Annotated in this window: 16 protein-coding genes; 8 read left to right on the forward strand and 8 right to left on the reverse strand. The window is 64.7% G+C overall.

Annotated features, from left to right (window positions below; genetic code table 11):
- Nucleotides 1-120: 120 nt before the first annotated feature.
- Nucleotides 121-1275: a glycosyltransferase gene (locus DESFRDRAFT_RS18590; protein ID WP_005996533.1), complete on the reverse strand. Its 1155-nt coding sequence runs from the start codon at nt 1273-1275 to the stop codon at nt 121-123.
- Between the two features lie 206 nt (nt 1276-1481).
- On the opposite strand from DESFRDRAFT_RS18590, the gene amrB reads away from it, so the two are divergent.
- The 5 genes from amrB (at nt 1482) to ychF (ending at nt 6201) form a co-directional block, all read left to right on the forward strand.
- Entirely contained in the window at nt 1482-2687 is a 1206-nt protein-coding gene (gene amrB, locus DESFRDRAFT_RS18595; RefSeq protein WP_005996536.1) for an AmmeMemoRadiSam system protein B, read from the forward strand.
- Nucleotides 2687-3700 carry an SPASM domain-containing protein gene (locus tag DESFRDRAFT_RS18600; protein ID WP_005996538.1) on the forward strand — a complete coding sequence of 338 codons (1014 nt, stop codon included), beginning with the start codon at nt 2687-2689 and terminating at the stop codon, nt 3698-3700. The genes amrB and DESFRDRAFT_RS18600 overlap by 1 nt, the downstream gene beginning before the upstream one ends.
- Before the next feature lie 102 nt (nt 3701-3802).
- Nucleotides 3803-4318, forward strand: a complete 516-nt coding sequence (gene tpx / locus DESFRDRAFT_RS18605) for a thiol peroxidase (protein ID WP_005996540.1) — start codon at nt 3803-3805, stop codon at nt 4316-4318.
- Between the two features lie 39 nt (nt 4319-4357).
- Nucleotides 4358-4993: a YajG family lipoprotein gene (locus DESFRDRAFT_RS18610; protein WP_005996542.1), complete on the forward strand. Its 636-nt coding sequence runs from the start codon at nt 4358-4360 to the stop codon at nt 4991-4993.
- A 101-nt stretch (nt 4994-5094) separates the two neighbouring features.
- Nucleotides 5095-6201 carry a redox-regulated ATPase YchF gene (gene ychF / locus DESFRDRAFT_RS18615; RefSeq protein WP_005996544.1) on the forward strand — a complete coding sequence of 369 codons (1107 nt, stop codon included), beginning with the start codon at nt 5095-5097 and terminating at the stop codon, nt 6199-6201.
- Between the two features lie 462 nt (nt 6202-6663).
- Here ychF and DESFRDRAFT_RS18620 read toward each other — a convergent pair whose 3' ends face one another.
- The 3 genes from DESFRDRAFT_RS18620 to DESFRDRAFT_RS18630 all read right to left on the reverse strand — a co-directional run bounded on the left by DESFRDRAFT_RS18620 (nt 6664) and on the right by DESFRDRAFT_RS18630 (nt 8438).
- Entirely contained in the window at nt 6664-7317 is a 654-nt protein-coding gene (locus DESFRDRAFT_RS18620) for a YceI family protein (protein WP_005996546.1), read from the reverse strand.
- Nucleotides 7318-7334: 17 nt separating this feature from the next.
- Nucleotides 7335-7970 carry a nitroreductase family protein gene (locus DESFRDRAFT_RS18625; protein ID WP_005996548.1) on the reverse strand — a complete coding sequence of 212 codons (636 nt, stop codon included), beginning with the start codon at nt 7968-7970 and terminating at the stop codon, nt 7335-7337.
- 90 nt (nt 7971-8060) lie between these two features.
- A complete protein-coding gene (locus DESFRDRAFT_RS18630; protein ID WP_005996550.1) occupies nt 8061-8438 on the reverse strand; it encodes a RidA family protein in 378 nt (125 codons plus the stop codon).
- Between the two features lie 225 nt (nt 8439-8663).
- Between DESFRDRAFT_RS18630 and DESFRDRAFT_RS18635 the strand changes: the two genes are divergently transcribed.
- The 3 genes from DESFRDRAFT_RS18635 to DESFRDRAFT_RS18645 all read left to right on the forward strand — a co-directional run bounded on the left by DESFRDRAFT_RS18635 (nt 8664) and on the right by DESFRDRAFT_RS18645 (nt 15440).
- Complete coding sequence (locus DESFRDRAFT_RS18635; RefSeq protein WP_005996552.1) at nt 8664-10586, forward strand: aconitate hydratase; 1923 nt, start codon at nt 8664-8666, stop codon at nt 10584-10586.
- Between the two features lie 184 nt (nt 10587-10770).
- Entirely contained in the window at nt 10771-12735 is a 1965-nt protein-coding gene (locus DESFRDRAFT_RS18640) for a SurA N-terminal domain-containing protein (RefSeq protein WP_005996553.1), read from the forward strand.
- Between the two features lie 578 nt (nt 12736-13313).
- Entirely contained in the window at nt 13314-15440 is a 2127-nt protein-coding gene (locus DESFRDRAFT_RS18645) for a cache domain-containing protein (RefSeq protein ID WP_005996555.1), read from the forward strand.
- Between the two features lie 215 nt (nt 15441-15655).
- Here DESFRDRAFT_RS18645 and DESFRDRAFT_RS18650 read toward each other — a convergent pair whose 3' ends face one another.
- From DESFRDRAFT_RS18650 to DESFRDRAFT_RS18665, 4 genes are all read right to left on the reverse strand, one after another.
- Nucleotides 15656-17452 (reverse strand): cation:proton antiporter, encoded by a 1797-nt coding sequence (locus tag DESFRDRAFT_RS18650; protein WP_005996557.1) that lies wholly within the window; start codon nt 17450-17452, stop codon nt 15656-15658.
- Nucleotides 17453-17649: 197 nt separating this feature from the next.
- The gene (locus tag DESFRDRAFT_RS18655) at nt 17650-19773 is read right to left on the reverse strand and encodes a methyl-accepting chemotaxis protein (RefSeq protein ID WP_005996559.1); all 2124 of its coding nucleotides are present in this window, start codon (nt 19771-19773) and stop codon (nt 17650-17652) included.
- A gap of 216 nt (nt 19774-19989) precedes the next feature.
- Nucleotides 19990-20466, reverse strand: a complete 477-nt coding sequence (locus DESFRDRAFT_RS18660; protein WP_005996561.1) for a metallophosphoesterase family protein — start codon at nt 20464-20466, stop codon at nt 19990-19992.
- 4 nt (nt 20467-20470) lie between these two features.
- The gene (locus DESFRDRAFT_RS18665; protein WP_005996563.1) at nt 20471-21103 is read right to left on the reverse strand and encodes an HD domain-containing protein; all 633 of its coding nucleotides are present in this window, start codon (nt 21101-21103) and stop codon (nt 20471-20473) included.
- Between the last annotated feature and the right edge of the window lie 283 nt (nt 21104-21386).

Below are 21386 nucleotides of genomic sequence, written 5' to 3' on the forward strand. Positions count from 1 at the left end.
CGCCGGAGGGGGGGACCGGGGGGCCCATGGCCCCCCGGCGGGGTGCAGGGGCCGCGCCCCTGCCGGGTCCGGGCAGCGCCCGGCGGTGGGGTCCAGGGGAGGCAGAGCCTCCCCTGGGGGCTATCCCCGGGCCGCTTCGAAGGAAGCGTCGAAAATCGCCGACCAGCGGTAGCGCTGCATGTACGTGACGGCCGCCTGTCGCATGGCCCGCCATTTGGCCGGGTCTTCGACCATGGCCGCCACGGCCGCTTCCACGGCTTCGGACGTATACTCCGCCACGATGCCCGCCCGCTCGGCCGCCACGTCCTTGGCGATCTCGGGCACGTCGGTGATGATGACCGGCACGCCGCAGGCCAGGTAGTCCTTGACGCGACTCGGGTCGGCCCAGCGCGACAGGTTGTTGTCCGTGGGGCGGTAGAGCGCCAGGCTGATGTCGCAGGCCGGCAGCGTTTCGAGGACCTTGTCGTGGTTCATGACGCCGTGGAGGATGACGGAGTCGCCGAGTGCGTCCAGGCGCGGCTCGTAGGGCGCGTAGACCACGCCGTCCTCCACGGCGTCGTTGGGCGTCTTGCCGATGACGTGCAGGCGCAGATCGGGATAGCGGGCGAGAAGGCGCGGCCAGGCCTCGATGACCAGATCCACGCCCTTGGACGGGGCAAGGGCGCCCAGCAGCACCAGATCGCGCGGGGCGCGGTCGGACTTGTCCGGCAGGTCGATCTTTTCCAGGTCCACGCCGACAGGCACGAGCACGTTTCGCGCGTCCGGCAGCCCCTGCTCCCGGCGAACGTCCACGATGCGCGGCGAGATGTTCCAGGCCGCGTCGCAGTTCTTCACGCAAAAGCGGTCCAGGGCGTGGTAGACGGCGTTAAGGACCGGGTTGGCGAAGCGGCCGGGCATCCAGTCGATGGTGTAGAAGACCACGCGGTCGATGAGCCGGCATTTTTTGAGGAGAATGGCCACCACGGCGTTGAGTGGATCGCAGGCCACGCAGTCGTTGTAGCGGCCGCCCAGGGAGAAGAAAAAGACCAGCGAGAAGAGCGCGTCCTTGAAATAGGTGAGCAGGTTGGGCAGAGCCAGTCCGCAGCGTTTCCTTTCTGTCGCGAGCTTCCCGGAAACGTATTTGCGGGCGATGGAGCGGCGGTCCGAGCAGTAGTGGAACGGATGGTAGATGACGCCGAGGACGTCGGAACGTTCGCGGAGGTAGTTCTCCAGGGCCTCGGACGGGCCGGCCAGGTCCGTGATGTGGCTGATGAGCAGGGCTTTGCGAAAGTGCATGGGGTTCCCGTTGCGGACGTATTTGAGGATAGGCCGGCGCACGGGGCCGGTCGGGGCTTGAGGTAGCCGTATCGCCCGGGGAAATCAAGGCGGCGGGGCGCGTCGGACCGCATTGGGCACGCCCACGCGGCAGGCCTGTCCCGGCGTTGCCAAGGCGCGCCGCCTGGGCTACCTTGGTGATGAGAAGAATTTTCAAGGACAGGCGCATGCAATATCCTCGTGCCCGGCACGACCTGGAATTCGTTCCCATCACCCACGAAGGCCGCTCCATGATCCTCGTGCGCGACCGGCTGGGGCTCGTGCCCTACGGCACGGGCGTGCCGGCCGGACTCCTGCCGATTCTCGCGCTCATGGACGGGCAGCGCTCGCTTGCCGACCTCGAACGGGAGATCACGGCGCTCCAAGGCGGCCGGCCGGTGACGGTCGAGGACATCGAGCGGGTGCTGGCCGAGCTCGACGCCGGCGGGCTCCTCGATACGCCCCGCTACCAGGCCAAAAAGGCCGAGGCCGCCGCCGCATTCGCGGCCCAGGATACCCGCGAGCCTCTTTTCGCCGGCCCGGCCTATCCCGACAACCCGGAACTGCTCGTTCCCTATCTCGACGCCATCCTGGCCGGCGCGCCGGAAGCTTCCCCCGGCAGCGGCCGCATCCTGGCCGTCATCGCCCCGCACATCGACCCCGAGGCGGGCAAGGCCGGCTATGCCGCCGCCTACGCCCCCCTGCGCGGGCTTTCCCCGAAGCGGGTGGTGGTGCTCGGCGTGGGGCATCAGATTTTGCGCGGCCTCTACTGCCTGACCGACAAGGCCTACGGCACGCCGCTCGGGGACATCCCGGCCGACGCGGCGGCGGTTGCCAGGCTGCGTCGGGCCGGCGGGGCCTGCGTCGATCCGGGCGACCTGCAGCACCGCGACGAGCATTCGGTGGAATTCCAGGCCGTCTTTTTGCGCCACGTGCTGGCCGGCGATTTCAGTCTGGTGCCGGTCCTGTGCGGTTCGCCGCGAAGCGTGCTGCCGGCGCTGTCCCGAAGCGCCTTCCTCGACTACGCCGGCCCGTTTCTCGACGCCTTGCGCGGGATGGCCGCCGATCCGGACACGCTTTTCGTCGCGGGCGTGGATTTTTCCCACATCGGCCCCAAGTTCGGTCACGACAAGCCGGCCTTGGAGCTGGAGCAGGCGGCCATGGCCCACGACGCGGCGCTTCTGGCCGCTTTGGCGGCCGGCGATCCCGAGGCCTTCTGGGCGGAATCGGCCCGGGTCGACGACGGCTACAACGTGTGCGGGCTCGCCTCCCTGGCCACCCTGGCCGAGATCGTGCCCGCCTGCGCCCTGACCGTCACCTGTCACGACATCATGCGCGAATCCGAAACCGCCTCGGCCGTGACCTTTGCCGCGGCCGCCCTGACCGTCCGGTGATGACCGCCCCGATCATCCTCGATGTGCTGCACATGGAGGCCTCCTCCCGCAGCCGGGCCGAAACCGGCTACACCATCCGGGCCGGCCACAAGAAGCACTGGCTCGAGCAGGACCTGCCGTTGTCCCTGTTCGAGAAGCTGCTGGACGCCATCACGGCCGTGGCCGAGGTGCGTTTCCAGGGCTGGGGCGATCCCCTGGCCAACCCGGACATCCTGGCCATGCTGGCCCTGGCCAAAAAGAAGGGCGCGCGCGCCGTCCTATGCACCGACGCCGGCCGCTTCACCGACGCCCACGCCAACGCGCTCGTGCGCGACGGCATCGACGCCGTGGTCTTTCCCCTGGCCGGGCTGACCGAGGACACCAACTTCCGCCGGCGCGGCACCAGCCTTTTCGCGGTGCTCGCGGCCATGGACCGGCTGCGCACCATCCAGGCCGTGCACGAAGTCAACCTGCCGGAAGTGATCGTGCGCTACAGCCTGACCCGCTCGGGGCTGCTCGGCCATGAACTCGAGGAACTGCCGCGTTTTCTGGAGGGCATAAGCGTGCGTTCGGCCCTGGTGCGGCCGCTGTCCTACGCCACCAGCCAGCATACCGAGTTCGACGTCATCGTGCCCGAGGACCAGGCCGCCTACGACCGCGTGGCCGAGGCCATGCGCCTGGCCGCCACTGACGCCGCCGGACGCGGCATCCGCCTGGACTGCCGGCTCGTCCACGGCGGGGTTTCCCGCTTCCGCTGTCCGGATACGCCCGGAAGCAGCCTCTTTCTCGCCGCCGACGGGGCGGTGAGCCCCTGCCCGCTGCGAAACGTGCCGCTTGCCGGCGAGGCAACCTACCGCTTTCACGGCCAGGACGTCCCCTTTCCCCACGACGTGCGCGGCAACCTGCACACCGAAACCCTTGCCGCCATCTGGAACGAGCCCGACTACCGGGAATTCCGCTACAAGCACGATACCGATACGCCGCCCGAAGGCTGCGCCGGCTGCTGGCGCTCCTACCTCGTGCCGGTCAAATAAGCCTCCGCCTCGTCCGCCGGTTGACGCCGAAACGGGCAAGGTCCATAACATGGCACAGTCGTCCCCCGGACGACGTCCCATTCACAGGAGGAAAAAACGCTTATGAGCGATCGTACCGGACTGATCACCTTTCTCGGCAATGGCCTCACCCTGACCGGAACCCCCGTGGGCGTCGGCGATGCGGCCCCGGATTTCAGCGTGCTGACCAACGAGCTGGCCCCGGCCAAGCTGGGGGATTTCACGGAAAAGGGGCTCATCCTCATCGCCGTGCCGTCCCTCGATACCGCCGTGTGCGACCTGGAAGCCCGCAAGTTCAATAAGGAAATGGAAAGCCTGACCGGCAAGGCCAAGGCGCTGGTCATCAGCATGGACCTGCCCTTTGCCCAGAAACGCTGGGCCGAGGCCGCCGGCGTGAAAAATATCGTGACCCTTTCCGACCACCGCGACGCCTCCTTCGGCACGGCCTACGGCCTGCTCATCAAGGAGCTGCGCCTGCTTTCCCGCGCCGTGCTGGTCGTCGGCCCGGACCGCAAGGTCGCCTACATGGAGCTTGTGCCCGAGGTGACCAACGAGCCCGACTACGCCGCCGCCCTTGCGGCCCTCGGGAAGGTCCTGTAGAGACGGGCCGTCCGCTTTGAAAGCGGACAGGGACGCCTTATGAAGCAGTATGTGTGTGCTATGAGCCGACGCCCCCGGGCGTCGGCCCTTTTTGCGGCCTGTTTCGTCCTGACGGCCATGCTGGCCGGTTGCGCCGGCCAACAAGCCACGGTCCGGCCCACGGTCGTCGTGGAAAAGGAAGCCCTGGGACGCGGCGTCGCAGTCGCGGTCAAGGTCGTGGACGCGAGGCCGAGCGACGAAGTGGGGCTTTGCGACCCCACGTCGTCCTTCGCCGGCAAGCTGACCACGGCCTGTAATCCGGCTCCGGCCATGCGCGTCGCCGTGGAAAAGGGCCTGCGCGACAAGGGGTTCACCCCGGCCCCGGCCGGGGATTCCGTGGTGCGAAAGGTCACCGTGGAGCTCAAGGAGCTGGCCTACAAGCCGACCAGGGGCGGGACGCATCTCGCCGCCAGGGCCGTGGCCTCCATCGTCGTGACCGCCGACAACAACGGCCAGACCATGACCCGCCGCTATAAGGGCGAAACCGTCTGGAAGCTGCCGGCGGAAGGCGTGGAGCCAGAGTTCGACAAGCTCCTCAGCATGACCGTGTCCAAGGCCCTTTCCCATATGGCCTCGGACTACGAGTTGATCAACTTTCTGGAAAAAACCGTCCTGCGTACGCGGGATCTCAAATGATCGGGCCGGGGCCGCTGTCGCGCGCCCCCGGCTCCCTCTTGAAAACGGCCGCCCGCCGGCCCCGTCCGGCGGACGCTCCGCCGTAAAAGGATGACCGCCCCATGGCCCTTTCCGTCGGCATCGTGGGTCTGCCGAACGTCGGCAAATCCACCCTCTTCAACGCCCTCACCAAGGCCCAGAACGCCCAGGCCGCCAACTACCCCTTCTGTACCATCGAGCCCAACGTCGCCGTCGTGCCCGTCCCGGACGCGCGCCTCGACGCCCTGGCCGCCCTGGTCAACCCGGCCCAGATCGTGCCCGCCACCGTCCGCTTCACCGACATCGCCGGACTTGTGGCCGGGGCCAGCAAGGGGGAAGGGCTCGGCAACAAATTTCTCGCCCATATCCGCGAAACCGAAGTTATCGTCCACGTCGCCCGCGCCTTCGAGGACGACGACGTGGTCCACGTGGCCGGTTGCGTGGACCCGGCCCGCGACATCGACGTCATCGACACCGAACTCATCCTGGCCGATATCCAGGTCCTCGAAAACAGGCTCGACCGCATGGTCAAACAGACCAAGGGCAGCAAGGATAAGGAGCTGCTCGACAAGGTCGCCGCCGGCAAACGCCTCGCCGACCACCTCATGGACGGCAAGCCCGCGTCCACCGTGGAAGGGGCCGATACCCTGGCCATGCAGGCGCTCTTTGACGACATCCGGCCCATTACCGCCAAACGCGTCATCTACTGCGCTAACGTGGGCGAGGACGACCCGAACGGCGAATCGCCGCTGGTCGCCAAGGTGCGCGAAATCGCCGCCGCCCGCGGCGCGGAAGTCGTCGTGGTCTGCGCCCGCATGGAAGAGGAACTGGCCGGGCTGGCCGATGACGAACGCCAGGAATTCCTTGCCTCCTACGGCCTGACCGAATCCGGCCTCGATCGGGTGGCGCGTCTGGCCTACCATACCCTCGGGCTCATCAGCTTTTTCACCGCCGGTCCCAAGGAAGTCCGCGCCTGGACCATCACCGCCGGCGAAAAGGCCCCCGCCGCCGCCGGCCAGATCCACTCCGATATCGAACGCGGCTTCATCCGCGCCGAAGTCATCGGCTATGACGACTACATCAAGCACCAGTCCGAAGCGAAATGCCGCGCCGCCGGCGTCCTGCGCCAGGAAGGCAAGGACTACGTCATGGCCGACGGCGACGTCGTGCACTTTCTGTTCAACGTTTAGGCGAACGGCGGACGAGGAAGATGCCTCCGGCGGCCGGGAGGCCACGGGCCCCCCGGCCCCCCCATCCGGTATGCTTTGGCCGGGCGGGAGTGGCGGGTTGGCGGGAAGCCGGTAGGGTGAAGATGGAGGCGGAATTTGCCGGGACGGAGCATGTCGCTTCGCGACAAGCTCGCCCCGGACAAATTCCGCCTCCACCACGCCGTCGCCCCTTTGGGGCGAATCTTTAAGAAAAGCTGTCTTCAATGTGGCGCTTCGCCGCTGGCGATCTTGTCGCCGCAATCGTGTCCGGCGTCGAGGCGCTTTAGCGCCTCGTGCCGCCGGGCCGATTGCGGCGACAAACATCCGGTCTCCCGCCCCCCAAGCACCCTCATCCCCAGGCACGACACGCACCCGGGAAAAGTTTTTTGGAGGGGTCCAGGGGGACCTTTTTTTCAAAAAAGGTCCCCCTGGCCGCCGGAGGCATTACTGCTGCGCCGGCTTCACGCAGCCCGGGCGCGGGGCGAGGGTCTCGCCGGCGAGGTGGATGTCCACGGTATCGCCGATCGCTCCCATCTTGGAGTATTTGCCGGTGCCGACGTGGTAGTCCAGGCGGTTGAGGCTGACGTGGGCTTCGTAGCCTGAGGCGTCGACGCAGGGCATCATGGGGTTGGGTTTGGAGCCGAGGGAGTGGAGCGGGATGACGACCTGTCTGGTGACGTCCTTGATGGTGAGCTTGCCGGTAACCTTATAGATGCCTTTGCCGGCCGGGCTGATGCGTTCGCTTGTAAAGCGCATTTCCGGGTAGGCGGCGCTGTCCAGGAATTCCGGGGTGCTTAGGTGCTTGTCCCGGGCGGCGACGCCGGTATCGACGCTGGCGGTTTTGACGGTGAAGGCGACGTGGCCTTGGGCCGGGTTCTGGGCCGGGATGTCGATGGTGCCGGCTTTCTGGTCGAAGCGGCCGGCGACCGGGGCTACGATATGGCGGATGGTGAAGGTGACGGAGGTATGGGGCGGGTCCAGGGTCTTGCCGTCGATGACGGGGGCGTAGGGTTTGGGCGATTCGCTTTGGGCCATGGCGGGGCCGGCGGCGAGGAGCAGGGCGGCCAGGGCCCAAAGCAGTCCGGGAATGGTTTTCATGGCGGTTTCTCCGGGAGTTAGTCGGGGAGCGTGTAGGTGATGTCGTCGACATCGAAGCGCCATTTGGGCGGGGCGACGGCGGTGCCGGGCTTCAGGTGTCCCACGGCCATAAGCAGGGGAATCCAGAAGGTGTCCGGGATGGAGAAGGCCCCCCGCACGCCGTCGTGGTCGAAGCCGTCCATGGGGTGGGTGGCGTAGCCGAGGTCGGCGGCGGCGTACATGACGGTCATGGCGAAAAAGGCGGTGTTTTTGACGGCGAAGGCCAGGGATTTCTCCGGGGTTTCGCCGTAGAGGCTGGCGACGGCCTTGGCGAAGGCCTCGCGGTCTTCCGGTTTGCGCTGCCCGGTTTCGACGAGGTAGGAGAACTGGCGTTCGAAGGAAGGGGAGTAGGTTTTCCAGGCCTCGGTATCGGCCAGGAACATGAGAATGACGGGCGCTTCGGTGACCTTGGGCTGGTCCCAGGCCAGGGCGCGCAGTTTGGCTTTCTGGGCCGGCTCGCGCAGCACGGCCACCTTCCAGGGCTGGAGGTTGAAGCCGGAGGGCGCGCGGGTGGCGGTTTCGAGGATCTTGTCCAGGTCTTCCGGGGGCACGTCCCGGTCGGGGTCGAAGAAGTTGACGGCCCGGCGGGACCGCATGACGTCTTGAAAATCCATGGCGGACTCCTTGGTTTCCAACTGTAAAGTAGTGCCCCCGCCCTATGGTGCTGTCAAGGAAGCGCCGTGCAATCCGCTGGGGCGCGTGCCTTATCCGACGGCCAGGGTCGCCTCGACCTCGACATCGATTTCCGGCGCGAACAGGCTTTTGACCACGACCAGCGAACTGGCGGGCTTGGCCGCGCCATAGACACTGTCCAGAACTTGTCGCAGTCCCTCCAGGTCGTCCGCTTCACGGATAAAGATCGTGACCTTCAGCAGGTTTTGCAGGCTGCTCCCCTCTTGGGCGGCAATGGCGGCGATCTGGCTGAAAATGGCTTCGGCCTGACCGGCGATGCCCTGCCCGATTCCGGGCGTGCCAAAGGCTGTGATCCCTGAAAGGAAAAGCAGGCCGCCATATTTGACGGCATGGACATACGGTCCGACGGGTTGGGGTAGACCTGGGTAGTTTTTCCGTTCGATCAGCATAAGCAGGCCGTCTCCTTGGCTGGTAGAGGGTTTTCGAATCCCATCGGTTAAGTTGGAAACGGGTCCGATAAAGTCAAGCGCTCTTCAGGGAAATCAGCATGCAGGCGGAGGGGCGTTGGGCGGCGTCCGGCCCCGCGCATTTCCCCGTCCCCTTGACTTCGCCGGCCGGGAAAGGCATGCAGGCCGGACATTTTCCCCTTTTCGTCATACCTAAAAGGACCTCCCATGGCGCTCAATCTGACCCAGAAGATCATCAAGGATCACCTTGTTTCCGGCGAAATGACCCCCGGGTCAGAAATCGCCCTGCGCATCGATCAGACGTTGACCCAGGATGCCACCGGCACCATGGCCTACCTCCAGTTCGAGGCCATCGGGCTGCCGCGCGTGCGCACCGAGCTTTCCGTCAGCTACGTGGACCACAACACGCTCCAGATGGGTTTCCGCAACCCCGACGACCATGCCTATCTGCGCACCGTGGCCGCCAAGTACGGCATCATCTTCTCGCCTCCGGGCACGGGCATCTGCCACCAGCTGCATCTGGAAAATTTCGCCAAGCCGGGCAAGACACTGGTCGGTTCCGATTCCCACACCCCCACGGCCGGCGGCGTCGGCGCCATGGCCATGGGCGCGGGCGGCTTGTCGGTGGCCCTGGCCATGGCCGGGGAAGCGTACGTCATCGCCATGCCCAAGGTGGTCAAGGTCAACCTGACGGGCAAGCTCACGGGCTGGGCCACGGCCAAGGACGTGATCCTGAAGCTGCTCGGCATGCTCACGGTCAAGGGCGGCGTCGGCAAGGTGATCGAATATGCCGGGCCGGGTGTGGCTACCTTGTCCGTGCCCGAGCGGGCGGTCATCACCAACATGGGGGCCGAGCTCGGGGCCACCACGTCCATTTTCCCCAGCGACGAGGCCACCAAGGCCTTTTTGACCGCCATGGGCCGTCCCGAGGACTTCACGCCGCTTGCCGCCGATCCCGACGCCACCTACGACGAGGTGGTGGAGATCGACCTGTCGGCGCTGACCCCCATGGCCGCCGCGCCGCACATGCCCGACCGGGCCATTACCATCGCCGAGCTTGCCGGCATGAAGGTCGACCAGGCCTGCATCGGTTCCTGCACCAACTCTTCCTATGCCGACCTCATGGCCGTGGCCGACATCCTCGAAGGCAAGCGCATCGATCCCGCGACCGATCTGCTCATCGCGCCGGGCTCCAAGCAGGTGCTCAAGATGCTGGCCGCCAAGGGCCGCATCGACCCGCTTCTTGACGCCGGGGCGCGCATTCTGGAGTGCGCCTGCGGTCCGTGCATCGGCATGGGCGGCTCGCCGGTTTCCGGCGGCGTGAGCGCCCGCACCTTCAACCGCAATTTCGAGGGCCGCTCCGGCACCCAGGACGCCAAGGTCTATCTGGTCAGCCCGCAGACCGCGGCCGTGACCGCCCTGCGCGGCGAGTTTTCCGACCCGGCCACCTGGGGCGAGGCTCCGGCCAAGGCCACCTTGCCGGAGGGCGCCCCAAACATCCGCCATCTGTTCCTTTACCCGAAGGAAAGCGGCGAGGACGTGGAGATCCGGCGCGGCCCCAACATCGCGCCGCTGCCGCCTTTCACCCCGCTGCCGGACCGCATCGAGGCCAAGGTGGCGCTCAAGGTCGGCGACGACATCACCACCGACCACATCCTGCCGGCCGGGGCCCAGATCACGGCGCTTCGCTCCAACATTCCGGCGATCAGCGAATACATCTTCAGCCGGGTGGACGCCGAGTTCGTGCCGCGCATCAAAAAGCTCGGCAAGGGCATCATCCTCGGTGGCGAGAACTACGGCCAGGGCTCGAGCCGCGAACATGCGGCCCTCGGCCCGCGCTACCTGGGCGTGGCGGCGGTCGTCGCCAAGTCCATGGCCCGCATCCACCGGGCCAACCTGGTCAATTTCGGCATCCTGCCGCTTCTGCTCGTGAACGCTTCGGATTACGACCGGATTCCGGCCGGGGCGGATATCAGTATCGACACCAAGACCATCGCTCCGGGCGCGGTTTCCTCCATCACCGTGGAAGGCGTCGGTCCCGTGGCCGTCACCAACGACCTGACCGCCAAGGAGCTGGAGACCATACGAGCCGGCGGCCTGCTCAACAGCGTCCGGCAGTCCCGCGCGTAAAGAAAAAAGGGGGGAGGCCTCCGGCGGCCGGGGGGTAACTTTTTAGTAAAAAGTTTCCCCCCGGACCCCCCTTCAAAAACTTTCGAAAGGGATTATGTTGCGCCCTCGAAAAACCTTATGAACGCATTTCGGGAACGCAACACACATAGCGCCGTCTAGGCGTGCGAATCGCCGAGGAGAAAAAATGCTCGATCCCATGCGGAAATACGCCCAGTCCTGGGGCATCAAGATTGTTTTCGGCCTGATCATCCTGGTCTTCGTCTTTTGGGGCGTGGGCAGCTTTCGGGGCGACAAGGCCACGGTGCTCGCCACCATCGACGGCCAGCCCGTGTTGATCAAGGACTACGAGAAGGCCTACCGGGAAGCCCAGCGCCTGGTGAAAAACAAAAATCCCGACATCACGGACAAGGAGCTGCAGGACGGCGGCTTCCGCTGGCAGGTTTTCAGCAATATGGTGACCAGTCGGCTGCTGGAGGAGCAGGCCAAGAAACTCGGCGTGTCCGTTTCCGCCGACGAACTGCGGGCGGAGATCGCCAAGATTCCGGCCTTTCAGGACAAGTCCAAGAAGTTCGACGCCAAGCGCTACGAGAATCTCCTGCGGGCCAACGACGTGACCCCGGGCGAATTCGAGGCGGATTTCCGCCAGAACCTGCTGCTGGAAAAGCTGGCCGGCTTCGTCAGCCTGCCGGCGTCGGTGTCCGAGGCCGAGGCCCGCTCCATCTTCGACTTCATGCGCGAACAGGCCGTCATCAAGTACATCATGTTCAAGGCCGAGGACTTCGACAAGGGCATCACCCCCACCGACGAACAGATCAAGGCCTATTACGAGGCCCGCAAGGACCAGTTCGCCACGCCGGCCAAGATCAAGATCGACTACGTGGAATTCACGCCCAAGGCCCTGGCCCAGCCCGACAAGGTGACCGATGCCGACATCGAGGCCTACTACAAGGCCAACCAGAAGAAATACGCCCGGCCCGAGCAGGTCAAGGTGCGCCATTTCCTTATCATGCTGCCGGCCGACGCGCCCAAGTCCGCCGTCGACGCGGCCACGGCCAAGCTCAAGGACATTGCGGCCAAGCTCAAGGCCGGGGCGGCTTTCGCTTCCCTGCTGCCGAAAAATCCCAATAACGCCGACGGCCTGATCGGCGAGGACTGGGCCTGGTTGCCCAAGGGCAGCCTGCCCAAGGAATTCGGCCCGTTCGAGGAAAAGGCGTTTTCGCTGAAAAACGGCGAGATCAGCGAGCCCGTGCGCACGGCGCTTGGCCTGCACCTCATCCAGGCCGGCGAACGCCAGGCGGCCGGGGAACGCCCCCTGTCCGAGGTCAAGGACGACATCCGCGAGGAGCTGGCCGAACGCAAGGCCTCGGACAAGCTGACCCAGTCCCTGGACAACATGCAGGACAAGATCGCCTCGGGCGTGGATCTGGGCAAGGCGGCCGCCGATGAGAAGCTGCCGGTAAAAAGCGCCGACTTTTTCAGCAAGGACAATCCGCCCACGGACCTCGGCCTGTCCGACCAAGCCCTTGGCGTGCTGTTCTCCATGAAGAAGGGCGCCGTTTCCGATACGCCGCTGTCCACCCAGGACGGCTTTCTGCTGGCCCGGGTGTCGGATATCCAGCCGGCCGGCTTCCAGTCCCTGGACGACGTCAAGGAGGCGATCAAGCAGCGCCTTATTGCCGACGAGGCCCAAAAGCGCGCCCGGGCCAAGGCCGACGAAACGGCCAAGGCCATGGAAACCCCGGCCGGGGAGCAGAAGGTCCTGGCCGAGTACAAGGACAAGATTCAAACGTCCCAGCCCTTTAGCCGCCAGGGCTTCATCCCGGGCCTGGGCATGGCCCCGGTGCTGGTCCAGACCGCCTTCGAGGCCAAGGGACCGGGTTGGTTCAAGGCCGCCTATGGCGTGACCGGCGGATATGTGCTGGCCAGCCTGGACAAGAAGATTCCGGCCGACCCCGCCCTGTGGGAAAAGGAGAAGGATCGCTGGCTGGCGACGCTGTCCCAGTCCAAGCAGTCCGAACTCTTCAAAGCCTACCTGAGCACGGTGCAGCAGGGAGCCAAGGTCGAGATCGTCAACCAGGATATCCTGGGCCCCCAGCCGAACGCGCAGGCCGGCGCCGGCGCGGCCGGGCAGGCCAAGGGCAAGAAGTAGCCGGGATCCGTCGCGACCGCGACGGGCGGGAGGCCGCCCGAGACATCCGGCTCTCCCCGAATCGACGACGCTCATAACCGGGCGCGGTTTCGGCCGCGCCCGGTTTTTTACCGCTTTGCCGGCCAGAGCTGACGGCCATTGGTCACGAAAAGAGAAACATGACGGGATTGACAGGAATGTTTATTGTCATGTTTTCTTTTTCCGCGCTCGACGGACCGGTCGGCTGGGTCGTGAACATGTTCCGTGACGATTCCACGCGGCCATAGGAAGGATGTGACGTGCCGGTCGTCGGAAAGGCGCTGGTGCCCCGCGTGGCGGGGATTGGAAAAGGAAAGGGGACGCTGGAAAAAGTATGGGATCGTTGACCCGGTGCAAGAGAATGCCGCCTGCTCCATCGTATCGGGGAGCCATGCGAAGTCCTCTACAGGAATGTCGTGCAAGGGTTGGTCGTCCGAAGCCCTGCGGCCGGTTCTTTGAAGACGTTCTCTCAAGCCGGGGCGCGCCATGCCTGGATGCAGGCCGCGGCCGCGAAGCATCCGTCGCGACAAGAAGGGTGGGTTTACCTCTGGAGGTGTCGTATGAACAAGGAACTCGTCAAAAAGCACGAACAGTCTTTGCTGCGGGCCATGACCGGGGTCGAGCAGTGCCAGGGGGTGCTCAGCCGCCTGGACAGGCAGTGGACCCGGGCCACGCTTACCGGTAAGATCAATTGCAGCCGCATCGCCCAGACGCTGATCGACTTCATCATCAGCACCCAGGACAATTTCACCGCACTGCAAAAAAATCTCGTCGATATCCTTGTCCTGGAAAACACCCAGAAGGTGATCCTCGAGATTGCGGCCGTGGCCCAGGTGGCCATCGACATTCTCAAGCGCAACCTGTTCGAACGCACGGCGGACGTCGGCTTTCTGGCCACCGACGACGACATCGTGCGGTTTCTCTCGTGCGGGAACGACGAGACTACGGCCCTGGCGCGCGTCGAAGACGACACGGCCCTGGTGCCCCTTGGCGACGAGACGTCCGGCTTTGCGGACTCGCGGGCCGTGGACCGCATCGAGGAGCGCCTGCGCGAGTACCGCGACAAGTACACCGTTTACAACGAGATCATCATTCTCGACACGGACGGCCGCGTGCGGGCGCATCTCGACCGCGACAATGCCGTAAAGCGCAGCGACGATCCGCTGATCGCCGAGACCCTGGCCGCCCCGTCCTATGTCGAGACCTACCGGCAAAGCGACCTGCTCCCCGGGCGCGGGGAGGCGCTGCTTTATTCGCAAGCCATCAAGGACCCCGTCACCGGCGCGCCGCTTGGCGTGCTGTGCCTTGTTTTCGACTTCGCCGGCGAGATGGCGGGCATTTTCGAGAACCTGAAGAATTTTTCCGCCGATACCGTCATCCTGATCCTCGACGAGCGGGGCAGGGCCATCGCATCGAGCGATCCGGTCAAGGCCCCGGTCGGCCGGACCTATCCCAGTTCCCTTCGCGACGACTTCGCCATGACCCAGCTCGGCGGCGAGGCCTACCTGTCCAAGACCCTGGGCACCAAGGGCTACCAGGGCTTTTTCGGGCTGCCCTGGAACGGGCAGGTGCTCAAGCGCGTGGCCACGGCCTTTCAAAACGGCACCAACGGCCACAGCCTGGACGAGGCCGCCATCCGGCGTAACGCCATTTTTTCCGGACGCCTCATCCAGGTCGAGGAGGCCTCCGAGAACGTGCTGTCGGACCTGCAACTGGTGGTGCAAAACGGCGAGATCATGGCCGCCAAGAAGTCCATCCAGGCCGACGCCTCGGAGCGGGTCGAGGCCCAGGCCCTGCCCCACGTCTTAAACGAGGTCAAAAAGATCGGCGACCAGGTGCAGCACGTGTTCCAGACCTCCACCGGCGGGCTGCTGAAGCTCGTGACCTCCTCGCGCCTGCACGACGTGCAGTTTCTGGCCGCCCTGGCCATCGACATCATGGACCGCAACCTCTACGAGCGGGCCAATGACTGCCGCTGGTGGGCGCTGACCTCGGACTTTCGGCGCATGCTGGAAAAGCCCTCCCTGCCCGAAGCCGACCAGGACCGCATGCGCGGAATCCTGGCCTACATCAACAGCCTCTACACGGTGTACACCAACCTCTTCGTCTACGACCGCGACGGGAAAATCCTGGCCTGCTCCAATCCCGACGAGCAACGCCAGGAGGGCCGGGTGTTAAACGAGCCCTACGTGGCCGAGACCCTGGCCATCAGCGATTCCCAGATGTATCGCGTTTCGGCCTTCGAGGCCTCGGACATGTACGAGGAGGGCGGCGTCGCGCGCCATACCTACATCTATAACGCCCCCATCACCTCCCTGGCCCGCGAGGGAACGGTGCTCGGCGGCATCGGCATCGTCTTCGATTCCACGCCCCAGTTCCTCTCCATGTTAAACGACACCCTGCCGCGCGACGGCATGGGCAACATTCTCGAAGGTTCGGAAGGGATGTTCGTGGAAACGAGCGGCAAGGTCGTCGCTTCCACCAACCCGGACATCGCGCCCGGAGACGACATCGACCTGGCCGGCATGTTCTGCCAGCTCTCAAGCGGCCAATTCAGCTCGCGCCTGCTGTCCGAGGGCGACAAGCTCTACGCCGTGGGCTGCGCGCACTCCGCCGGCTACCGCGAGTACAAACGTGACGGCGCTTACGTCAACGACCTGCTCGCTATCGTCAAAGTGCGTATTTAAGCGTTTTTGGAGAGATGCGCCGGGGGGAAACCTTTCTTGCAGAAAGGTTCTCCCCCCGGACCCCCCTTCCAAAGACTCTTAATAGTTACAAAACATCGCCGCCTATCCAGTTGTAACCGCTAAAAGTTTTTGGGAGGGGAGAGCGCGAGAGGGGAACCCTTTTTTCAAAAAGGGTTCCCCTCTCGCACTTCCTTCTCCTTTTCTTCCCATCTTCCTTACCCCGCGGTGACGGCCATGATTTTCCAGCCCGCTTTGGGGGTGGGTTCCGGTTTGACGCCCAGGGCGTGGGTGTAGCCGTTTGGGTCGATGGCGAAGAAGGGCAGTCGTTTCATATCCGCCTGGGTCTGGAACTGTTCGTAGGAAAATTCCGGGGTCAGCGGCGTGGTGGTGATCTTCGCGCCCTGGCGCAGGAGCTCTTCCAGGTTCTCCAGGGAGACGGTATCCGGGAAGAGGTAGTGCCCGGCATATTTGAAGCGGGTCTTTTCGAGGGATTTCACGTTGTTGGTTTGGACGTTGCGAATAGTGAAGATCTTGTCCGGCTCGAAATCCGTGCGATAGTAGTGGGCGACCAAGGCGTTGCGTTCGCTTTGGGGTGTGATGGCCAGCAGGTAGCCGATGCCGGTGAGGTTCAGGTTGATGTCCGCGTCCTCGGAAACCGGGCTGCCCCAGTAGGCTTGCAGGCCGCGCATGACCGCCGCGCGTACGGCCGACCAGTCCTGGTCGGCGATCTGGACGAAGACGCCGTTTTTTTGCAGCTCCCCGGCCAGGGCCAGACCGAAGGGCGTGGCTCCGACGATGAGAAATCCCTTGGGTTCCGGCTCGGCCACCCCGAGCCATCTGGCAATGGGGCCGGCGGTGAAGCTTTGCAGCAGGATGGTGCCGAGGATGATGCAAAACGACAGCGGCACCAGGCTGGAGGCCAGATCGTTGCCGGTGTTTTGTTCGAGCTTGAGGGCGAACAGGGCCGAGATGGCGGCGGCGACGATGCCGCGCGGGGCGATCCAGGCGAGCAGGTGCCGTTCGCCCATGCTGAGCTTCGAGCCCAGGATGGAAAGCTGCACGCTGACGGGCCGGGCGATGAACTGGACGGCCAGAAAGACGCCCAGGGCCTGCCAGCCCAGGGCCAGGAAGCCGCTTAGGTTCATGCGGGCCGCCAGCACGATGAAAAGCGTGGACACGAGCAGCAGCGTGAGACTTTCCTTGAATTCCAGGATGTCCTCGAGTTCCACCAGGCGCATGTTGGCCAGGAAGATGCCCATGACCGTGACGGTCAAGAGCCCGGATTCCGCCTGCAGGGCGTTGGAGGCGGTGAAAACGCCGCATACCAGGGCCAGGGTGACCACATTGTGCAGGTACTTCGGAATCCAGTACTTTCGCAGCACGGTGCCGAAAAGCCAGCCGGCCGCGACGCCGATCCCAAGCCCGATGGCCACCACCTTCAGCATGACGATGGCGGTGGCGATGAAGCCGTTTTCCACGCCGTGCACTTCGATGAACTTGTAAACGAGCAGGGCCAGCACGGCCCCGATGGGATCGACCAGGATGCCTTCCCAATGCAGGATGGCGGCCACGCTCTCCCTGGGGCGCACGGCGCGCAGCATGGGCGCGATGACCGTGGGTCCGGTGACCACCATGATGGCCCCGAACAGGGCGGAGAGGTCCCAGGGATAATCGAGCAGCCAATGGGTGGCGACGGTGGTCACGACCCAGGTGACGGCGACGCCTATGGTGACGAGGTTGCGGATGACCCCGCCGACCCCCGGGATCCGGTTGAATCGTAGCGTGATGCTGCCTTCGAACAGGATGACGGCCACGGCCAGGGACACGAACGGGAAGAGCAGTTCGCCGAAGAGTTCGTCGGGATGCAGCCAGTGCCCGATGGGGCCGACCAGCATGCCGCAGGCCAGAAGAAAGATGATGGCGGGCAGCTTGACCCGCCATGCCAGCCATTGGCAGGCCATGCCCAGCAGCAGGATGCCCGAGACCGCGATCATCGTGTGGGTCGTGTGCATGGCATTCTCACCGGAGCGGAGGCGATGTTTCGGGAAAAAGCGAACGGGAAGGAACCCCGTTGACGGGTATTTTTCTCACCCGTTCTAATCCTTGGGTGAGGCTACGCTGCCATTGTTGAGAGCCTTTGGAAAGAGAACCGGGGAGAAACCTTTCCGCAAGAAAGATTTCCCCCCGGTATTGTTATGCGAAGTTGTCCCTAGCGCGGCAGGGCGGCCTGGTTTTTCCGGCCGCTTTGGTCTTCCAGGGAACGGATGAGGTCCTGGAGAACCACCGCCTGCTCGGCGAGGTCCGAGACGGCTTTGGCCGCCTCGCGCATGGCGTCGGCCGTTTCGGTGGAGATGACGTTGATCTCCTCGATATTCCTGTTGATGTCCTCGGTGGCGGTGGACTGCTGTTCGGCCGCCGTGGCGATGCCCCGCACCTGGTCGGAGGATTCGACCACGAGACCGAGAATCGTCCCCAATCCCGAGGAGGCCTGCGCGGTCTGGCCCAGGGACTGTTCGATGATCTGCTTGGTGCGGTCCATGCCGGTCAGCGTGCCGCTGACGCCGGTCTGAATGCCGCTCACGGCTTGGCCGACTTCCTTGGTGGCGGTCATGGTCTTTTCGGCCAGCTTCCGCACCTCGTCGGCCACCACGGCGAAGCCGCGTCCCGCCTCGCCGGCCCTGGCGGCTTCGATGGCCGCGTTCAAGGCGAGCAGGTTCGTCTGGTCGGCGATGTCCTCGATGGTCTGGGCGATGGAGCCGATGCCGTCGGCCTTGCTGCTCAGGTCGGAAACCGAGTCGTAGACTTGCCGGAAGCCTTGGTGGATGCCGTCCACGTCGGTTTTGACCTGCTCCATCTGGGTCTTGCCCTCGGCGGCGGCGCTTTTGGTCTTTTCGGCAAGAGTGGCCGTGTTGCCGGCATTCTTGGCGATCTCGATGACCGAGGCGGACATCTCCTCCATGGCCGTGGCCGCCTCGTTGATGCGGCCAGCCTGATGCTCGCTGCCCCGGCTGGCTTCCTCGATCTGGGCCGACAGCTCCGTGGAGGCGGTGGACACGATGCCGACGACGTCCTTGAGTTGCGTCGCCGCGTGGAGCATTCCCTCGACCTTGGCTTCCTCGGCGAGCCGTCTCGCCTCCTCGGCCTGTTGCCGCGCCTCCTCGGCTTCCCGGGCCGTGCGTTCGGCCTCGGTCCGCTTGGCCTCGATTTCGCCAAGGTTGGCTTCGAGGGTGGCCGTGGTCTGGTTGAGGGCATCGTAGACCTGGCCGATCTCGTCCTTGCGGCGCACGGTCAGGCGGGCGTCGTAGCGGCCCGCGCCGATGGCCCGCAACTGGCCGATAATGCGCGTGAGGGGCTTGAAAATCTCCTTGCCCAGGAAAACCGATATGACCCCGCAGATAAATATCAGGATGACGGCGATGGCCAACCCCGACCACCACATGAGGCTCTGGATGGGGCCGACCACCTCGTCGTAGGCGACAAAGGTCACGAATTTCCAGCCGAGTTTCGGCGCGGTGTGGCACAGGGCGAGGTAGCGCGTGCCCCCCATGGTGACCACCGTGTCGCCGCGTTCGAGCGAGAAGGCCTTTTGCAGGCCGGGAATGCCCAGCTCGCTGATCTTCTTGAAATTCTGCTCGGGATTGCGGGGGTTGGAGATCACCACGCCGTCGCCCTGGACAAAGACCACATAACCGGTCTGGCCGATCTTGATGGCCTTGACGATGTCCGTGAGCACCTTGAGCGAGATGTCCAGGCCTACCGCGCCGATGTTTTTGCCGGCCCGGGAGACGACCTGGGCCACGCCGACCACGGCCTCGCCGGTGGTGGACATGTAGGCCTTGGAGATGGCCGGCTTGTCCGGGGTGGCCAGGGCATCCTGGTACCAGGGCCGTTTGCGCGGATCATAGCCCACCGGCAGCCCCCCCTCGACGCTGGAGACGAAGCCGCCCTGCTCCGAGCCGAAATACACCTCCACATAGGCGGGATGCGTTTCCTGCATGCGTTTGAAAAGCGTCGTGATGGCCTGGCCCGTGGCGTCGTCGCCGCGAGGAACCACTTTCATGGTCTTTTCCCGGGTGTCGACGTAGGAGGTCAGATTGCCGTCCACCTTCTCCATCAGGGGGGAGGTGCCGAGCAGGGTCACATTGTATTTGGCCTGATCCATGAAAATGGTCATGGCGTTGTCGAGCTGGCGTATCTCCCGACGGATGGCATCGGTCTGCCCGTCGATGGTCCTTTGATAGATGTCGTGGTAAAGGAACGCGAAAACCAGCGCCACGGGAATGGAGATGACAAGCACCAAGCCGAGCATGATTTTAAATTTGATGGATTTCATAGAGCCTTTCTTTGCCGTTTCTGGTGTTGCCTTCTCTTTTGGGCACTGCCCGCAGCCGCATTCCCATCTTATGATATGACGGAAAAATCAAGACAACTTTGATGTAACACCAGGAATGTGACGCGATGGTCATATCGCTTCACGTAAATGATAAGAAACGTGACTCGAAATCCTGCTCAAAGCAACGATGCAAGGCAAGACAACCGCGAAGCGGCGTCAGAGCGTGATAAAGCGGACAGCGGCCACGCCGCTGCCCGGCATCATATCCACCAGGGCCAAACTGCCGCCGGGGGAAAGCGATCCGGGATTGATGAGGCGCGTGTCGCCGATGCGGACGTCCTCGGCCGCGTGGGAATGGCCGAAAAAGATCAGGTCGCAGCGATCGCCCAGAGCCTTGGCGATGCGGGCGGCAAGGCACTGCCGCATGCCCCAGCCGTGGGTCACGGCCGTGCGCAGGCCGCACAGGTCCAATTCCAGTATCGCCGGGAGTTCGGCCGACAGATCGTAGCCGTCGGTATTGCCGGCCACGGCCTCGAACCCCGGATGTTGGAGCAGATAGGTCCAGACGGCATAGCCGGTATGGTCGCCGCAGTGGAAAAGGCGGTCGGCTCCGGCCAGATAACGGGCATAGACGTCCTCGAACCAGGGCGTCGGCGCGGCGAGATGGGAGTCGGAAACGACGGCCACGCGCATGGGCTCAGTCCTTGGGCGGGGTGGCGTTTTTGCGGTTCCACCACTGCCGGTCCGGAGCGCGAAACCACCACTCCGCATGATCGGTCGTGGCGATGGCCTTGGCCAGCGTCCGTCCCTCCTCGGTGCGAAGCCTGCCCATGGCCGCTTCGATCCAGTCCGCGGCATAGCGGTTGCCCAGGTCGAGCTCTTCCTTGAGGTTGGCGATGAGGTCGATCTGGTCCGCGTCCTGGGCGAGCCGCGCTTCCAGCGTTTCGGCCGCTTCCAGCTCGTCGTGAAGCGGCATGACGGCGTCGGCCAGCCCGGTGCCGGCCAGGGCGTCGGTCAGGGCGCGACGGGCGTCCGTGGTGTTGTAGAGCTTGTTGACGTAGTTGAAATCGGCTGTCCTGGCCTCGTGCAGGTCGTGAAAGACGGCCATGCCCATGGCGCGAAAAGGATCGGCCCCGGCGCCCTTGGCCAGCATGAAGGCGATCAGCGCCGTGCGGAAACTGTGCTCGGCCACGTTCTCGGCCCCGGTCCCCAGAAACTGGTAACCGGTGCGCGGGGTCTTGCGCAACATGCCGGCCTCGAAAACGAAATCGGCCAGCCGCGTCAGACGATCCCGGCCGCTCGTGTCCACCCGGCTGCAATCATCGTCCATGAAGGATTCTCCGGAGATGGACGGGCTTTTCCGGGGGAGGGAACCCCTTTTTGAAAAAAGGGGTTCCCTCCCCCGGACCCCCACCCTCCCCAAAAACTTCTAAAGGGTTGTCGCGGGCGGTATTCCCTTTAAAACATTCCTTACCCTTTCGCCCCGAAGGGGCGACGGCGTGGTGGGGGCGGCATTTGCCCGGGACGAGCTCGCCGCGAAGCGGCATGCACCGTCCCGGCAAATGCCGCCCCCATCTTCTCCCTCCGCTTGGCCGCCAGCCAGCCAAGCCTTC

It is taken from the genome of Solidesulfovibrio fructosivorans JJ] (genome assembly GCF_000179555.1).
In the GTDB taxonomy this organism is placed as follows: Bacteria; Desulfobacterota; Desulfovibrionia; order Desulfovibrionales; family Desulfovibrionaceae; genus Solidesulfovibrio; species Solidesulfovibrio fructosivorans.

Coding starts and splice junctions, on each gene's coding strand:
- DESFRDRAFT_RS18640 (WP_005996553.1), top strand. CDS start 10,771: ATGCTCGATCCCATGCGGAAATACGCCCAGTCCTGGGGCATCAAGATT.
- DESFRDRAFT_RS18650 (WP_005996557.1), bottom strand. CDS start 17,452: ATGCACACGACCCACACGATGATCGCGGTCTCGGGCATCCTGCTGCTG.
- tpx (WP_005996540.1), top strand. CDS start 3,803: ATGAGCGATCGTACCGGACTGATCACCTTTCTCGGCAATGGCCTCACC.
- DESFRDRAFT_RS18630 (WP_005996550.1), bottom strand. CDS start 8,438: ATGCTGATCGAACGGAAAAACTACCCAGGTCTACCCCAACCCGTCGGA.
- DESFRDRAFT_RS18610 (WP_005996542.1), top strand. CDS start 4,358: ATGAAGCAGTATGTGTGTGCTATGAGCCGACGCCCCCGGGCGTCGGCC.
- amrB (WP_005996536.1), top strand. CDS start 1,482: ATGCAATATCCTCGTGCCCGGCACGACCTGGAATTCGTTCCCATCACC.
- DESFRDRAFT_RS18660 (WP_005996561.1), bottom strand. CDS start 20,466: ATGCGCGTGGCCGTCGTTTCCGACTCCCATCTCGCCGCGCCGACGCCC.
- DESFRDRAFT_RS18635 (WP_005996552.1), top strand. CDS start 8,664: ATGGCGCTCAATCTGACCCAGAAGATCATCAAGGATCACCTTGTTTCC.
- DESFRDRAFT_RS18655 (WP_005996559.1), bottom strand. CDS start 19,773: ATGAAATCCATCAAATTTAAAATCATGCTCGGCTTGGTGCTTGTCATC.
- DESFRDRAFT_RS18665 (WP_005996563.1), bottom strand. CDS start 21,103: ATGGACGATGATTGCAGCCGGGTGGACACGAGCGGCCGGGATCGTCTG.
- DESFRDRAFT_RS18625 (WP_005996548.1), bottom strand. CDS start 7,970: ATGGATTTTCAAGACGTCATGCGGTCCCGCCGGGCCGTCAACTTCTTC.
- ychF (WP_005996544.1), top strand. CDS start 5,095: ATGGCCCTTTCCGTCGGCATCGTGGGTCTGCCGAACGTCGGCAAATCC.
- DESFRDRAFT_RS18600 (WP_005996538.1), top strand. CDS start 2,687: ATGACCGCCCCGATCATCCTCGATGTGCTGCACATGGAGGCCTCCTCC.
- DESFRDRAFT_RS18645 (WP_005996555.1), top strand. CDS start 13,314: ATGAACAAGGAACTCGTCAAAAAGCACGAACAGTCTTTGCTGCGGGCC.
- DESFRDRAFT_RS18620 (WP_005996546.1), bottom strand. CDS start 7,317: ATGAAAACCATTCCCGGACTGCTTTGGGCCCTGGCCGCCCTGCTCCTC.
- DESFRDRAFT_RS18590 (WP_005996533.1), bottom strand. CDS start 1,275: ATGCACTTTCGCAAAGCCCTGCTCATCAGCCACATCACGGACCTGGCC.